Source organism: Marinifilum caeruleilacunae, from assembly GCF_013141825.1.
Lineage (GTDB): Bacteria > Bacteroidota > Bacteroidia > Bacteroidales > Marinifilaceae > Marinifilum > Marinifilum caeruleilacunae.
Genome location: NZ_RZNH01000059.1, coordinates 1 through 15,098, shown reverse-complemented (window position 1 = coordinate 15,098; position 15,098 = coordinate 1). Strand labels below are relative to the sequence as shown.

Genomic DNA, 15,098 nt, shown 5'->3' with positions numbered 1-15,098 from the left:
AATTAACGGCAAGTGCTTCATCGGAGTTGGCGGTAAGCTTTGAGTTGGTATCTGGTCCGGCTACACTAGTTGGCAACGAGATTACAATTACTGGAGCAGGTTCTGTATCTGTAAAAGCAATTCAGTTGGGTAATGAAAATTACGCTGCTGCAGAAGAAGTGGTAAGAACTTTTGCTGTAAATAAAGCCGCCCAAATCATTACTTTCCCTGAATTGGCAGACAGAGAATACAAACCAGAAAATATTGGTTTGATGGCAAGTGCAAGTTCAGGATTGCCAATTACTTACGAAGTGTTGGAAGGACCGGCAACTTTAAATGGGAACTCGATTAATATTGATGGAGCAGGAGAGATTCGTATTGTTGCCAAACAGTTAGGGAATGATAACTACCAGGAGGCAGAGCCTGTGATTCAAACTTTCACAGTTTTCAAAGCAAAACAAAGCATTAGCTTTGAAGCCATTGCCGACAGAACCTTCAAGAATGAAGCCATTGCTTTACATGCTAGCTCGGATGCAGCACATGTAATGGAAGTAGGGTTTAGAATTATAAGTGGACCGGCAAGCATTAACGGTACTCATTTGGTAATTGAAGGAGCTGGAACAATTGAAGTTGAAGCCTTCCAGGATGGAAATGAGAATTATGAGGCAGCGATTCCTGTTCGACAGGTGTTTACGGTTTATAAGGCTAGTCAAACCATCACTTTCGATGAGATTGCTGATCAGCCTTCGAATGTTACCAGCATCAATTTAGTGGCAAGCGCTTCATCAGGTTTGGCTGTAAGCTTTGAATTGATATCGGGACCAGCCAGCTTGTATGGAAATGTATTAAGCATTACGGGAGCAGGAGAAATTGCTGTTAAAGCGATACAATTGGGAGATAGTAACTATGAAGCAGCCGAAGAGGTGATTCGTACATTTACTGTAGGCAAAGCTTCTCAAACAATCACATTTGCGGAGATTTCTGATCGAACTTATGGCGATGCGCCGATTGTACTTCAGGCAAGTGCTACTTCAGGTTTAACAGTGAACTTTGAATTGGTATCTGGTCCTGCAAGTGTAAATGGAAACGAATTGACCATTAATGGTGTTGGTGAGATTACAGTGAAGGCAGTTCAGCCTGGTAATGATCAATACGAGGCAGCTGAAGAAGTGGCAAGATCCTTTACTGTGAGTAAAGCAGCTCAGACAATCACTTTTGCTGAAATTGCAGATAAAACTTATGGCGATGCAGCCTTTACATTGGAAGCAAGTGCTTCTTCTGAACTGGCAGTAAGCTTTGAGTTGGTATCTGGCCCGGCTACCTTAACTGGTAATGAGTTAAGCATTATTGGAACAGGAGAAATCTCTGTAAAGGCAAGTCAGTTGGGTAATGAGAATTACGAAGCGGCTGAGGCGGTAACAAGAAACTTCTTTGTGTACAAGGCCGATCAGGTCATCAGCTTTGAGCCAATTGAAGATTACATACTTGGTGGTGAGCCAATTGAGCTAATTGCTGAATCGGACACTGGACTTGAGATAGAATTTGAAATTGTAGAAGGTGATGGTGAACTAAATGGAAACCTGTTAACACCGAATGCAGTGGGTAATTTTATTGTTCGTGCCTACCAGTCTGGTAACGAGAATTACAATTATGCACAGGCTACACAGGAATTTACAGTAGACCAGGCAACAGGAATTGAGGATGTGTTTGCAGAACAAATGAAAATGTATCCGAACCCTGCCACCGACTTTGTGAACCTGAAATTCCCGGATCACGATCAGAAATTGATCATCTTGTCGAATGCTTCGGGACAAGTAATTCAAACTGTAGATGCATACAAAGATTTGAGATTGAACGTTCAAAGCTTAAGAAGCGGTATCTACTTTATTACCATTAAAACAGACCAATTTGTAGTAACAAAACGTTTGATGGTGGTGAATAAATAAAAGCAGTATTTAATATTTAGCAAAGGGCTGTCTCGATGGAGGCAGCCTTTTTTACATCTCAGAGAACCCAGATTTTCAACAAAACAATTTTAAAGTGTAAACCTTATTCCAAACGGATGCCGAAATAATTTTTGATCCAATGCTTTGAATTAATCATTGAAAAATGTGTAGGGGTTTTTCATTTTTTCTTGTCTATCTATTAGGATAGGACATGTTCATAGCATGAGATTCAATCAAACTTTTAGAATGGTTACTTCAAAATCAAAACTGCATGGCCTACCAATTGTTTAATTAAAACTGAATTGAATGAGCAAATTATTTACAAAAGCAATTTTACTGTTTTTTTTGAGTGTTAACATTATAGCTTGCAGTAAGGACGATGATGTTGATTATTCGCTTCAATCGAAGTTTGATATTTTTGAAGTACAAGCTGACAATACAACGGTTGTAATGAATGGTGAGATTAAATCGAGAACACTCGATGATTTTAAGCACTTGATGGAAGGACATCCAAATATTACTCTTATACGAATGCTTGAAGTACCAGGTTCCAGCGATGATGAAACAAACTTACAGGTGAGCAAACTGATAAATGAGCGCGGAATTAATACTCATATTGAAAATAAAGGCATGATTGCTTCGGGAGGAGTGGATTTCTTTTTGGCTGGAGTAAAGCGCACAAAAGACGAATTGGCGGCCATAGGTGTTCATTCATGGTCGGATGGATCAGGTAAACAGGCAACAGATTTTCCCAATGACAGCCCTGAACACCAAGCATATATTCAATATTATCAGGATATGGGGTTCTCTAAAGAATGGTCGGAAGAATTTTATTTCTTCACCATAAAGGCTGCACCTGCCGATGATATTCATTGGATGACAAAGGAAGAGATAGAGAAATTTGGAATGTTTACAGACTAGTTTTTAGGATATAAAAATGTGATAGAATTCGTTACTGCTTGTTTGTGGTAGCGAATTTTTGTTTTCTAATAAGCGAAGAAGAGAAGCAAATAAAAAATTACAATTGATAAGATGAGGCTTAGGTGTTTTTGTGAATGTTGATCATTACATTCCTGGATTGCGCTTTGGATGATCTTATCCTTTATTCTCCATTTTCATCTGGTAAAGGTCAAAACCTTTTGCCCAATAGTCTTTTTCAATTGTTTCAAGTGCAAAGCCCATTTTTTCGTAAAACTTGTAGGCCAGTTGACTGGTTCTAACCTCTATAAAATCAATACCACTCTTCTTGTTGATATGATTGATTCTGTGGCGCAGTAAGTCTTTTCCAACTCCCTTTCCCTGCGAGTGGGTATCAATCATATCCCAGGAAATGCGGGCAATTTTCTCTTCGGGAAAATAGTTAACACCACCTGCTCCAATAATTGTAGCACCTTCCACATAAACAAAGTAATCCTCTAACTCATGATCCAGGTAGTGCACAAAATCCTCCTCCTCCGATGGGGCAAAATATTCAGGGATATTTTGTACTAAGAGTTCAATTACTCTTTGTTTGTCTTTCTTTGTATAATCTCTAATCATTTCAGTGTTTTTGGTTTTTTTCAAGGCTTTGTTTGCACAATAAATGTAGGTGCTTTTTAGAAATAATCTATAGTTGAACCAAGAAAGAGGTGGTTTACCGGCCTAAATATAAAATGGTGTCGAGTCATACAGCTCCTCCGCTGCCGAACGAATCCTTTCGTGAAATTTCTGCACAACAATCCTTCTCTAGAGGGCTTATAGGTGCTATTCTAAATTTATCATGTATTCCAAAGCATAGTCTTACGCCAGTTGAAATTCCTTTTTTCTCGCTGCCACCTCAAACCACCTCAAATTCCCACTTTCCATTTTCACAAATCGATCCCCAGTATGCCTTCGTCGATGCTCAATACCTGTTTGTCGATATCGCTTGCCTGTCTGTTATCATTCTCTTAAAATTAGTCTTCGTTAAACAAAAGGTTAAGAGCATAACAGGTGTGGTGTTCCTGTTATATGAATAAAGCTCTTGATTTGCTCATGATTACCTACGGCTATATGAGAATGTATTGTTTTCATATAGCCATTCATATTAACCATAAATTTTAATTGTTATGAGAAAATTAAATGACAAGTTGTTCGAGAAGAACAAAGTACAAAGCAATGAATTATCCCAGCTAAAAGGGGGAAGAGAAATTATTGATGTTTGTGAAACAGCTGGAGGACTGGCAGGTGATGGAAGAGAAGTAGAGTTCGACTATTGTCGTGTATACGATGATGGAACTTTTGATCATACTTTTGGATACTAGCTTCATTTCTGTAGCTATGCGTTTTTGCATAGCTACAGTTTTGCTTTCCATAGCTCATGAAATATACAATTCAATTTTGTACCAACCTAAAACACTTTAAAACCATTATAGCATATGAGAAAATATATACTGCTCGGCCTACTGTTGCTTCTTTCCTTACAACATTTAATCGCACAGAATTATGCCAATTACCATTTGGAAATCTGGGAAGCCGAAAAACAAATTATTAACAACAAGTACAAGGAAGCCTTGTTGACCTATGAGCGCATTTTCAATACCTATGAGAAACATTTTTTCAAAGATGTAAACAATGCATTTTTTAGTGCAGTTTATGCCAATGACCCGATAAAAGCTGCCGAATATGCCCGAGAAATGGTGGCCTATGGTTATCAGTTAAAAAGGTTCGATAGTCCGGTAGTGCAATCCATTAAAGAGACAAAAGAGTGGCAAGCTTTTTTAAAAGAATACCCCAAATTGCGCAAAAAATATCTAAAGACCTTTGATAAAAAATATCTCAAAGAACTCAAAGAGATTCACCTGAAAGATCAGGAGGCGGCCAAATCTGGCAAGGTGAAACAAATGCACAAGACCTATTATGAAAATGCCAGGCGATTGTCCAACTTGTTCCAGGAATATGGATTTGCTCCTATAGGTGTCTATGTACAAAAAGAAATCTCAATGATAAGTGCACCATTAAGGCATTATTGCTTTTTGGTAAATCAGTTAAGATTGAGCCCGCAGCTCTACCAGGAAGCTCCCTACCGAAGCATGGATGTAAAATCCATTCCACTTTTAGACCAAATGAAACAGGCCGTGTTAGATGGTGATTTCTTGCCTCAGCATTATGCCTCGGCTATTGTTTATGGCGATTCTTCACGAAAGAACGAGTTTGGGCAAATTATTGTAACGGTAAATTTTGCCAACAAAGAGTTGTTCTTGGATTCGCATACCAGTAAAGAGAAGTGGGCTGAAATGAACAAACGCCGTAGAGCAATTGGTTTGTTCCCATTGCAAAAAGGCAGTACAGATATCCTGCAAAACACCTGGTACAAAGACTACCCATTCGACCCAATTATTGAAGTTCTAAAGTCATCAGGGAAAAAGAAAATAGATGGAGATTTAATTATGGATATGGCTAGAGAAGAGCTAAAAATTCGTAATGCCTATGAGAAATCTCAAAACAAAGAAGGTTTTATATTGAGCGATTTTCAAAATATTAGTGGTGTAGGATATCAAGATTATGAGCAGTTCTTCGAATAAAAACATTCTTGTGCTTGGCGAGGAAGCAGATTATAGTACCGATCTGGTTATGGAATGGCTTCTGTATGCAAACGGCCCTAATTTGATTAGGGTGAATACGGAGGATGAGATTACAATCAATAAAATCAAATTGGAAGCTGCTTCAAGTCAAGTTTCGATTGCTGTCCTGCCAAAACATGAGAATATCAATCTCGATGAACTTGACTTCTACTTTTACCGAAGGGGAAGCCTAAGAAAGAAAAATCCCTATCATCCTTTAGGATTCCCCTTGGCAGATCACAACATCAGGACCTTTATCAATTGGGAATGGAAGGTTTGTAGCGAATATATCATTGATTGTTTGAGCCATAAAAATTCGTGGGGCAATTACCGAAAAAGGGTAGTGAACAAGTTAGCGTCCCTGCAGTTGGCAGCAAAGATTGGCTTTAAAATTCCAAATACCCTGGTGACAGAAGATGTGGAGTGCTTAAAAAGTTTTATTCGAACGAAGGCCTGTATCATTAAACCATTGAGTGATATTATTCCGATACATCATGATGATCACTTCCTGCATATGGGAACCAAAGAAATGAGCGCTCCACCTTTACAAAGTTTTTATCCCTCTCTGCTTCAAACCAGAATAGCCAAATGGATAGAAATAAGGGTTTTTGTTAGCTATGATAAGCTATATGCCATGGCAATCTTCTCTCAAAACAATACAAAAACAGAGCTGGATTATAGAAATTACGATAGGAGTAAAATGAATAGAATGGTGCCCTTTGAGTTGCCAGGGAAGATTAAGGCAATGGTGCATGCTTTTATGCAGGAAGCGAATGTAGACACCGGATCGATTGATTTTATTCTTAGCCCCGAACGAGAGTATGTATTTCTCGAAATTAACCCGGTTGGCAATATTGAAATGCTTAGTGAAAATTGCAACTACTACATCGAAAAGCATATTGCAGAACAAATTTTAGATCAAATTAACTCATGAGTCAAAAGAAGTTAAAGGATGCTGCCAGGCAGGCCAAAATGCCACTTTGCATACAGGAAGCCCCGATTGAAAAGAAAGGTTTTTCAAACCGTAAGATGTATTTCATCAATATGCCTCGGCTGCAAAGCTCGAAGCATCGCTTTCGGACTTATCCTAAGCCCATATCTAAAATTGTAAGTTTATGAGTGAGAGCCATTATCAACTTTTTTCTTGTTGTGTTCCTGTTCGTGGATTTGCACGTTCTGCCATTTACGACCTGCAAAGGAAAGATTACTGGTTTATACCGAATGACTTGTGCGATCTTTTGATCAAGGAAAAAGGCCTTCCCATTTCGGGAATTAATGAAAAGTACAAGCATCTTGATATTGAATCTTATTTTAACTTCTTATTTGAAAACGAAATCTGTTTTCCCTGCAGAAAAGAGGATTTAGATCGATTTCCCGAACTGGATCTGCAATGGAACATCCCTTTCGAATTCGAAACAGCAATAGTCGATTTTAATAGAGAACCTTTGGTACGTTTAAAGAGAATTGTAAGTGAGTTGAATAAATACGCCATTCCAAATATTCAAATCCGATTCTTCGAGGCGGTAGAAGAAGATCAGTTTAAGGAAGTTCTTATACAATTTTCAGATTCAAACATGAAGTTCCTGGAGCTTATTGTACTTAATAGGTTTTCCCAGGAATTTATCGACTCAATGCTTCATGAGTTTCCAAAAATAAGATTGTTGATACTGACTAATTCTACAAAAAGATCTCGTCGGGATGTAGAGCAAGCGACTGTCTTTGAAACGACGGAGCACATCACTTCTCATTGCCAGTGCGGTCTGATTCAACAGGCTCAATTTGCTGTTGAAATGAGAACTTATTGTGAATCGAGGCTTCATAATTCCTGTTTAAACGCGAAAGTTTCCATAGATGTACATGGCAATATTAAAAATTGCCCTTCGATGAAGGAGAGTTTTGGAAATATTTGTGATACTAGCATTGAGCAGGCCCTACAGCATGTCAATTTCAAAAGCATGTGGAGCATTAAGAAAGATGATATTGAAGTCTGTAAAGATTGTGAATTCAGGCACATGTGTAGCGACTGCAGGGCATACCTTAAGAAAGAAAATAATAGGTGCTCACAACCCGAAAAGTGCAATTACAATCCATACATCGCCAAATGGAAAGGAGAGGAAGGATATGTTCCGATAGAACATTGTGGAACCTATAACAATAGAGGCAACTACATCCCAGACTTGATCAAAATTAAGCAGATTAATATGGATTTATGGGGTGGGTAGGTTAGTTGAAAATTCTGATTACATATAAATACTCGCTGCTGCACGAAAGGAAGTTCAGTAAGATCTATTCTTTCCTGTGGCTTCTTTCGTGTAACAAGCTTTCCATTGTTGGTTTGAAGGAGCTGTCTTCAATTTTTGGTGTAACCATAAGTCACAGACTTGCAGCAGTGGGGGCAAACACTTTTTTGCAAACATTTTGCAAACTTTTCCCATTTGAAAGTTACAAAACCGTCCTAAAACGACCAAACGAAAGAAAAATAAGGGTATAAAAAAAGGGTCTCGGATATTCCGAAACCCCTGTGTTTTCAGCGGAGAGGAAGGGATTCGAACCCCCGATACGCTTTTGGCGTATACTCGCTTTCCAGGCGAGCCAGTTCAACCACTCCTGCACCTCTCCAGTGTTGTAATAATTGCGGTTGCCCACAAAAGTAGAATAAAATTGCAGATTACAAAAAGACTGGCTGCATAAAATGTAAGATTTACTATGAAAGATGGAAATTAATCTTTTTCCAGGTCAAATTTCGCCGGGCAAACATAAGTCATTGCCTTGTTTGTTGTAGGATGAACAAAACGAATCTCTTCTGCATGCAGTAGTAAACGTTCGGCTTTTTGTCCGTACAGTTCGTCTCCCACAATGGCTGTGTTCAGTCCGTCGGCATGAGCCGCGTGCACACGCAATTGGTGGGTACGGCCCGTAATGGGGTAGAAGTGTACTTTGCTTTGATGTATTGAACGTTCCACCACTTTCCACTTGGTAAATGCCTCTTTCCCATATTCGAAACAAACCAATTGGCGAGGCCTGTCCTCCAGATCAACCCGCAAAGGCAGCTTTATGCTACCTTCCTCATGGGGGACAATGGCATCCAGAATGGCTACATAACGTTTTTGTATGCTTTTATCCAAAAATTGTTTTTGCAAAATTTCGTGTGCAGTCTTCGTTTTGGCAATAAGCATAATGCCCGAGGTTGCCATATCCAAACGGTGAACAATGAGTGGCTCTTCGGCCTGTGGGTAGATTGTTTTGGCCTGGCTGTAAACCGATTCCTTTTCCTCTTTACCAGGTACCGATAACAAACCCGAAGGTTTATGGATGATGGCAATGGCATCGTCTTCGTAAAGCACTTCGATTTGGAGCTTCTTTACTGTTTTTGCAGTCTTTTCAAGCTTCAGGCCCTTAAGCATGTGTCCAAGTATGGGTTCACACTTGCTTTTACAGGCTGGGTAGAAATAGGCATGCTTACGAATTTCCTTTTTTGGTGATTTTCCCCACCAGAATTCAGCCACGGCAATTGGTTCCAATTCGTTCTGGTAAGCATACTGCATTAGTTTGGGTGCGCAACAGTCGCCGGCACCTGCTGGAGGCACTTTTGCATCTGTCTCCCTGAAAATATCAGAAGCACTTTTTACACTTCCTTCTGCATTTAAAAAGAGGTAGCTGTCAAAAATTTGCTGTTGCAATTGGGCAGAACGTTTTTTGCGAGCCTGCTTTAGTTCATTTACCTCTTTTTGGTAGGCATCCAGTTTTGCCTTTGCAGCTTCCACCTTCTGTTTGCACGCTCTTTTGATTTGGTTGAATTGGCTTTTCTCCCTCTGGCTTTCCCTGATCAACTGTTCCAGGATATGCTCATGCTCTGCCTCTTGTTCAGCTTGCTTTCGCTTCGCCTTTCTTTCCTTCTTGGCTTGTTTTAGGGCCAGTTTGGCTTGGTTTACCAATATTTCTGCCTGTTCTTTTTCAGCCTTTAAATCCTCCAAAAGTTGTTTGTATTCTTCCGAATGCTCTGCTTTATGAATGGCTTCATTCATTTGGTTCAGCTCTGCTTCTCCTTTGCGAAAAAATCCATTGGGATTGGTAATTTCAAATACCTGTGGTACAAAAGGAATATCGCTAAACTGCGATTGCTCATTGCCCGAATAGGCAGACAAGAAACCCAGTTCACCTGATTTGTTCTTTACAATCAGCACACCATACATCTTTCCTTTGCTCTCGCTATCGGGTTCGCCTAGTTTTTCCTGCAATTGCTCAGCTGCCTGCACACAGTACGGATGAGGCCTATAATCAAAAGGATTGGTAAAGAACTCCGGGAGTTCCATGTCCTTACTGGTTTTATGAAAAGAGATGAAAGAGTGCATGCTGCTTTGTCGAATGATTTACTTCCTGCAAAAGAAATGCTTTTTGTTGCCGGAAACAAATCACAAAATTGATTTGGTGAGCCTTTATGTAATTGCACCTATTTAAACCTGTTCTTAATTTATGGGTACATCATATCTATAATAAAATAATATGTAAATTTATTAGCCTTAACAGATTGCTTGTTTTTCAGTTTGTCATTGGCAATCTGCTTGTTGTAAAAATGAACCAATAAAAGATATTAATGCGCACACTAATCCTCTTCCTACTGTTTTATTCATTAAGCATTCCATGCATAGGAAATCCTAAAAAACAGAAAGAAATTCTGATTAAAAACAATGAAATTGGCGTGGTGTTTAGCAATTATAAAAGCACTGTTTTAGAGAGTGGAGCACATAAAATTGATGTGAATAACAGGCTGGTTCTACTCAATCAAACAGATTCATTGCCGATTAAAGATTTTGATGTTCTATCATCCAATGTGAGGAGTCTGTACTGCCAGCTTAGCTTAAATTATTCATTATCGAGCAAACAGGTAGAAAATATGGCAAATTTCCTGGGTGTTGATGGTCTTGTGGCTTATAAGGAACGAATTCTTGTTCCTGAAATTCTTTCTGCATTAAGAGAGATTGCCTTTAAATACACACATACAGAACTGGAAAATGGAAGCTATCAATTATCGGATATCGAAAAAGGCATCAATGATCAATTGAAAAAATACGCAAGTGTGGAACTTGTTGACTTGAAGTTTTATGAGAAGTAAATCAGTGTTTAATGGCCTGTTTTTCTATTAACAATGAACTTAGATGTAAAGTTTTAAACTTACACACTTACAGGTTTTTAGATCAAATAATAAATAAGAAGTACATTCAATAATCTTATCGTTCACCCTAAAAAAATTTAACTCATGGATCAAAAATTTCAGGATTTTGAAAAGTCCATTAAAGGAAAACACTCATTCAACTTTACACCCAAATACAAGGAAGAGTTCAGCATTAAAGTTACACCAAGGATTTTTGTTGAAATAGCAGCTAAAACTTTTGAGGCATTGGCCTGGGAGGTTGTCTTCCAGGATGATCATCAAATTGAAGCAAAACGACCTGGTAGTTTCGACAAATGGACCCATGGTATTGTTGCCACTGCAAACCCTATGGGAAAAGTAGTGGTGAAAAGTGAATCACTGGGCAATGAGATGTGGGACCTGGGGAAAAATTCCAAAAGAGTTAAATTGTTTATTTATGCCTTTAACGAAATCCTAAAAACTTACGACGAAAGTCAACTTAAAGAATTGCAGGAAGAGGTAGAGAGAAAAGACAACTGGGACGATTATGAAGTTCCTGAAAAACTTCCTGCTCCTGCAAACTTCAGGCAACCGCAGTTGTGGGTGCCAGCATTAGGAATCGGGATTGTTGCCTTACTATTGGCCTATCTCATAGCATTTCTATCAATGGAAAGTGTATATGTAATCGGACTCTTCGAGCTTGGTGCTGGTTTTATTCTTGGATTTTCTTTAAAAGAATTAATGAAACTGGGTAATTATACAAAGTGGGCGAGCATTAAAAATGTACTGATTGGAGCTGTTGTGCTGACTTTTGTAATGAATCAAATCTTTCAATATCAAATGATTTTATCAAGAAATCCATTAGAGCCAATCGGGTTTTTCGAATATATGAAATTGCGGATCGAGCATGGCTTTACTTTAAAAGAAATCAACCTGGGTGCCATAGGTTTAGTCATTTTCTGGGCTGTACAAATTGGATTGACATATCTGATTGCTTATCTCAAGACGCTTAACGCAAGCATTAAGATTTCGATGGAAAGAGTTCCGGTGGAGGTAGTTGATTTTACCATCTATCATTTTGTGAAAGGGAAAAACGAATTGGCCGTTAAGCAGGAGCTTTCGAAAATGGGCTGGAAAAGCGAACTGGAACACGAAATGGTATTTGAAGCCATTGGAGGCGTTCATGGAGGACAAGAATTGCGTCGTTTGTAAGATATGCTGGAGGAAGATTTAGATGAGCCTTGTATGAATTCATAAAAAAAGAACAAACAATAGAACTATCAATACATTGATAAAACACCTAATCATGATAAGATACCTAACACTAATTCTTTTTATTGGCCTGTTGGCAGGATGTAAATTCAATAAGAACCAAACTTATCGTAACGATAATATTCCGGCCTCAATTGTAAAGAAAATTAACCAGCTGGATTTAAAAGTAATTGAAGCCATTCAGCAGGATGATACGAAAAGTCTTGAAAGTGTACTCTCTGACAAATTGCTGGAAAATGTAGGACAAAATAAAATTGATTCCATTTTTAAAATTGTGAGTCGTACACTTAAGGAAAAGGATTTTAAAAAGAAAGATCAGTTTTATGTCGAGAACGCCAATAAAGATGTCTCAAACTCCATTTTTTCTGGTTTAAAGAGTGAGGATGATTATATTGTCCAATACAAAGCAATGAACAAAAAGATGTTCATCTCCATTTTGTTGCCTAAAAGTACGGAAGATGAACAGCTCATTACCTTGATTTATGGATTGTATGGCAATGAGTGGAAGCTAAATATCTTTCAATTTGGACAGTATTCTATTCTCAATAAAACGGCAATAGATTACTATAAAATTGCTGATGCTTATTTCAAAAGTGGTGAGCTGGTGGATGCTGCAAGCAATTTAGCCATCGGGCAGCAATGTTTAAGGCCAGGTAATCAGCATATTCAATACAGGAAAGAAAAAGACTTTATCGACCTTCAGAAAAAGGTGATGGAAGAGATCAATAAAACTTACGTGTTTCCATTGAGTGTTGAGCAGGTAGAAACTAAGCCTCAGATCTTTAATATCCATCCTCAAAGAGTTGATGAGGGCAACTTCCCGATGGTGAGGTATTACTCAAAAATTGACTTGAAGGATACCCTTAGACTAAAGCAGGAAAATCTTGAGATGCAAAAATGTATTGGTAAGCTGTTTAAGGGGATCGACAAGAATAATAAATACATCTTTTACAGGGCTTTTGATGAATTGCCAGATGGAACTTACAAATATCGAAAGCACTACGGATTTATTCAGAAATTGAATGAAAACTAAGCTTTAATTTTATTGCTGATGAGAAATAAAACCATTATCTACTTGCTTACAGGAATTTTGTTGGTCTTGACTACTGCCTGTTCTGTGAAATGGGACAAAGCCATAAGTTATGGCAGTTTGGCATCCACCAATATCAATGAAAATGTAGAAATAGAGATACAGAATAAACTGATTATTGTGCCGGTTCGATTGGAAGGGAAGACCTATCGTTTCCTTTTCGATACGGGTGCTCCTTTTAGTATTTCTCAGCAAATTCAGGACGACCTGGAGTGTAAACTTATCAGCAAAGGAAATATTAAAGACAGTGACCACAACAGGAAGGCAGTGAATTGGGTGCAGGTCGATTCCATTTCAATCGGGGGAGCCACTTTTCTGAATCAAACCGCATTTGTTGGGGATTTTCAGGCCAACCCATTGCTGGCATGTATGGAAATTGATGGAATTGTGGGTTCCAACCTGATGCGACACTGCAAGTGGACGATAGATCAGGAGAAGAATATGCTTTCCTTATTCAGTTCGATTGATGCGACAGATGATACAGACAGTATTAGCATCCCATTTCGAAGCGATGCTCAGTACAATATTTATATAGATGTAAATATTGGGCAGGCAAAGGTGAAAAATATATTGGTAGATTATGGTTCCAATGGTTCTGTGGCCTTGAGCAATGAAATTTTCTCGACCCTTAAGGAGAGGAAAATTATTAGTGATCCATTCATCGAGAAAGGAAGCAAGCAAAGTGGAATTATTGGTGAAGCGGTTGATCTGTATCGTGAAATTACCTATTCGGATTCAGTTCGTTTCCATCAACAAGGGCTTAATGATGTGATGATACGAACTGGGAAAACTGTTTCGCTCGGCAATGGCTTACTTTCGAGATTTCGTATAAGCATCGACTGGGAGAATCAAAAACTCCACCTCTTGAAACTGGAAAATACGGAGAGGAAGGATGCTTTCCTTGGATTTAGACTGGGCTACTCAGAGGAAAAAGGAATTTATGTGCAATCGGTAATCGAAGGATCAAATGCCTATAAAAGTGGAATCAGGCCAAATATGAAAGTGCTTAAAATCGACCAGCTCAATTTTGAAAAAGGAGATGATTTTTGTGATTATTTCAGGCATAAATCTGGAAGAGATATTTACATGCAAACTATCAATTCGGAAGGAGAAAGAATGGATTATCGTTTTGCGAAAACTCCTTTAAAGGATTAAAAACAGCATTAAATTGAGTGCGTAAGTTCATTTTCCTTAACAGGGATTTCAAAACACATGATCGTCGGGCGGATATTTTATTGTAAATTTAAAATCGACTAACAAAAGCGATAGCAGATGAGAAACTTTTTTACCCTACTATGCCTTGTTCTAATTGCAAGTGCATGCAGTAATAAAGAGCAGAATAAATATCCAGGTGGACAAGCCAATTGGAAGGATAAAGAGGCTAAAATTGAAAATTTCGATGCCTTCCATCATGGAAAAACCTACCTTCCGGTCTACTCGCACATTTACCATGTTCATGAGCACCAGACCTTCGATTTGACCAGTACCGTAAGCATTCGCAATATCTCGCTAAGCGATACAGTTTATATTCTGACAGCAGATTACTACAATACCATTGGAGAGAATATCAGGCAATACATTCAAAAACCCATCTACCTAAAACCATTGGAAACACTCGAGATTATCATCGAAGAACAGGATTTTGAAGGGGGATCGGGAGCCAATTTTGTTTTCGAATGGGCAAAAACAAAGAAGAAAAATCCACCTCTCTTCGAAGCTGTTATGATATCGACCTACGGTCAGCAGGGTTTATCTTTTACTACAAGGGGTGTTGAGATATTGGAGTGATTTGGAGCAAGTGATCAAGTCTTTTCTTCTCGATTAGCTGATTATCCCCATTAATTCAATGCTTATCCTCAGCGGAGAGAGAGATTATTCCTCCCTTCAGTCGTCATGAACATATTACTCCCGAGAATCGGGATCATCCCTCTTCCTGTATTTTCAAAACTTTTGTGAGTCGTCCTAAAATAGGTTGACACATTTATAAATTAATTATATGATCCAGTGAGGCTAGCCTCACTGGATTTTTGATGTATAAAATTAGGTGTTTTATAATTCAAACTCAAATGAGGTCTCTTGTTATTATAGATCCAAACAGA

13 protein-coding genes and 1 tRNA gene are annotated in these 15,098 nt (G+C 38.5%); 11 read left to right on the top strand and 3 right to left on the bottom strand.

What is annotated here, in order from left to right; translation table 11 throughout:
• Positions 1-1,925: T9SS type A sorting domain-containing protein (locus ELS83_RS20980; RefSeq protein ID WP_171597511.1), on the top strand; the 1,925-nt coding region annotated here is incomplete at its 5' end.
• A gap of 306 nt (positions 1,926-2,231) precedes the next feature.
• On the top strand, positions 2,232-2,846 hold the full coding sequence (locus ELS83_RS20975) for an alpha/beta hydrolase (RefSeq protein ID WP_171597510.1): 615 nt from the start codon (positions 2,232-2,234) through the stop codon (positions 2,844-2,846).
• Positions 2,847-3,020: 174 nt separating this feature from the next.
• Here the strand turns inward: ELS83_RS20975 and ELS83_RS20970 are convergent, their stop codons facing one another.
• Positions 3,021-3,464 carry a GNAT family N-acetyltransferase gene (locus ELS83_RS20970; RefSeq protein WP_171597509.1) on the bottom strand — a complete coding sequence of 148 codons (444 nt, stop codon included), beginning with the start codon at positions 3,462-3,464 and terminating at the stop codon, positions 3,021-3,023.
• Between the two features lie 548 nt (positions 3,465-4,012).
• Between ELS83_RS20970 and ELS83_RS20965 the strand changes: the two genes are divergently transcribed.
• The 4 genes from ELS83_RS20965 to gwsS all read left to right on the top strand — a co-directional run bounded on the left by ELS83_RS20965 (position 4,013) and on the right by gwsS (position 7,728).
• The gene (locus ELS83_RS20965) at positions 4,013-4,207 is read left to right on the top strand and encodes a hypothetical protein (RefSeq protein ID WP_171597508.1); all 195 of its coding nucleotides are present in this window, start codon (positions 4,013-4,015) and stop codon (positions 4,205-4,207) included.
• Between the two features lie 114 nt (positions 4,208-4,321).
• A complete protein-coding gene (locus ELS83_RS20960) occupies positions 4,322-5,467 on the top strand; it encodes a hypothetical protein (RefSeq protein WP_171597507.1) in 1,146 nt (381 codons plus the stop codon).
• Positions 5,448-6,440, top strand: a complete 993-nt coding sequence (gene gwsG / locus ELS83_RS20955) for a grasp-with-spasm system ATP-grasp peptide maturase (protein WP_171597506.1) — start codon at positions 5,448-5,450, stop codon at positions 6,438-6,440. The genes ELS83_RS20960 and gwsG overlap by 20 nt, the downstream gene beginning before the upstream one ends.
• A gap of 181 nt (positions 6,441-6,621) precedes the next feature.
• Positions 6,622-7,728 (top strand): grasp-with-spasm system SPASM domain peptide maturase, encoded by a 1,107-nt coding sequence (gene gwsS, locus ELS83_RS20950; RefSeq protein WP_171597505.1) that lies wholly within the window; start codon positions 6,622-6,624, stop codon positions 7,726-7,728.
• Between the two features lie 309 nt (positions 7,729-8,037).
• Here gwsS and ELS83_RS20945 read toward each other — a convergent pair.
• Positions 8,038-8,125: transfer RNA gene (locus ELS83_RS20945), tRNA-Ser, on the bottom strand.
• Positions 8,126-8,226: 101 nt separating this feature from the next.
• On the bottom strand, positions 8,227-9,819 hold the full coding sequence (locus ELS83_RS20940) for an RluA family pseudouridine synthase (RefSeq protein ID WP_216616736.1): 1,593 nt from the start codon (positions 9,817-9,819) through the stop codon (positions 8,227-8,229).
• Between the two features lie 281 nt (positions 9,820-10,100).
• Between ELS83_RS20940 and ELS83_RS20935 the strand changes: the two genes are divergently transcribed.
• The 5 genes from ELS83_RS20935 to ELS83_RS20915 all read left to right on the top strand — a co-directional run bounded on the left by ELS83_RS20935 (position 10,101) and on the right by ELS83_RS20915 (position 14,787).
• Positions 10,101-10,619: an SPFH domain-containing protein gene (locus ELS83_RS20935; RefSeq protein WP_171597503.1), complete on the top strand. Its 519-nt coding sequence runs from the start codon at positions 10,101-10,103 to the stop codon at positions 10,617-10,619.
• 144 nt (positions 10,620-10,763) lie between these two features.
• Positions 10,764-11,849: a hypothetical protein gene (locus tag ELS83_RS20930; RefSeq protein ID WP_171597502.1), complete on the top strand. Its 1,086-nt coding sequence runs from the start codon at positions 10,764-10,766 to the stop codon at positions 11,847-11,849.
• A 94-nt stretch (positions 11,850-11,943) separates the two neighbouring features.
• On the top strand, positions 11,944-12,942 hold the full coding sequence (locus ELS83_RS20925; RefSeq protein ID WP_171597501.1) for a hypothetical protein: 999 nt from the start codon (positions 11,944-11,946) through the stop codon (positions 12,940-12,942).
• 18 nt (positions 12,943-12,960) lie between these two features.
• Positions 12,961-14,154 (top strand): aspartyl protease family protein, encoded by a 1,194-nt coding sequence (locus ELS83_RS20920; protein ID WP_171597500.1) that lies wholly within the window; start codon positions 12,961-12,963, stop codon positions 14,152-14,154.
• A gap of 117 nt (positions 14,155-14,271) precedes the next feature.
• Positions 14,272-14,787: a DUF3124 domain-containing protein gene (locus ELS83_RS20915; RefSeq protein ID WP_171597499.1), complete on the top strand. Its 516-nt coding sequence runs from the start codon at positions 14,272-14,274 to the stop codon at positions 14,785-14,787.
• The last annotated feature ends 311 nt before the right edge of the window (positions 14,788-15,098 follow it).

What these genes read in the sequence shown, in the direction of transcription:
- ELS83_RS20915 (WP_171597499.1), top strand. Translation starts at nt 14,272, where the DNA reads ATGAGAAACTTTTTTACCCTACTATGCCTTGTTCTAATTGCAAGTGCA.
- ELS83_RS20965 (WP_171597508.1), top strand. Translation starts at nt 4,013, where the DNA reads ATGAGAAAATTAAATGACAAGTTGTTCGAGAAGAACAAAGTACAAAGC.
- ELS83_RS20935 (WP_171597503.1), top strand. Translation starts at nt 10,101, where the DNA reads ATGCGCACACTAATCCTCTTCCTACTGTTTTATTCATTAAGCATTCCA.
- ELS83_RS20920 (WP_171597500.1), top strand. Translation starts at nt 12,961, where the DNA reads ATGAGAAATAAAACCATTATCTACTTGCTTACAGGAATTTTGTTGGTC.
- ELS83_RS20975 (WP_171597510.1), top strand. Translation starts at nt 2,232, where the DNA reads ATGAGCAAATTATTTACAAAAGCAATTTTACTGTTTTTTTTGAGTGTT.
- gwsG (WP_171597506.1), top strand. Translation starts at nt 5,448, where the DNA reads ATGAGCAGTTCTTCGAATAAAAACATTCTTGTGCTTGGCGAGGAAGCA.
- ELS83_RS20930 (WP_171597502.1), top strand. Translation starts at nt 10,764, where the DNA reads ATGGATCAAAAATTTCAGGATTTTGAAAAGTCCATTAAAGGAAAACAC.
- gwsS (WP_171597505.1), top strand. Translation starts at nt 6,622, where the DNA reads ATGAGTGAGAGCCATTATCAACTTTTTTCTTGTTGTGTTCCTGTTCGT.
- ELS83_RS20960 (WP_171597507.1), top strand. Translation starts at nt 4,322, where the DNA reads ATGAGAAAATATATACTGCTCGGCCTACTGTTGCTTCTTTCCTTACAA.
- ELS83_RS20925 (WP_171597501.1), top strand. Translation starts at nt 11,944, where the DNA reads ATGATAAGATACCTAACACTAATTCTTTTTATTGGCCTGTTGGCAGGA.
- ELS83_RS20970 (WP_171597509.1), bottom strand. Translation starts at nt 3,464, where the DNA reads ATGATTAGAGATTATACAAAGAAAGACAAACAAAGAGTAATTGAACTC.
- ELS83_RS20940 (WP_216616736.1), bottom strand. Translation starts at nt 9,819, where the DNA reads ATGGAACTCCCGGAGTTCTTTACCAATCCTTTTGATTATAGGCCTCAT.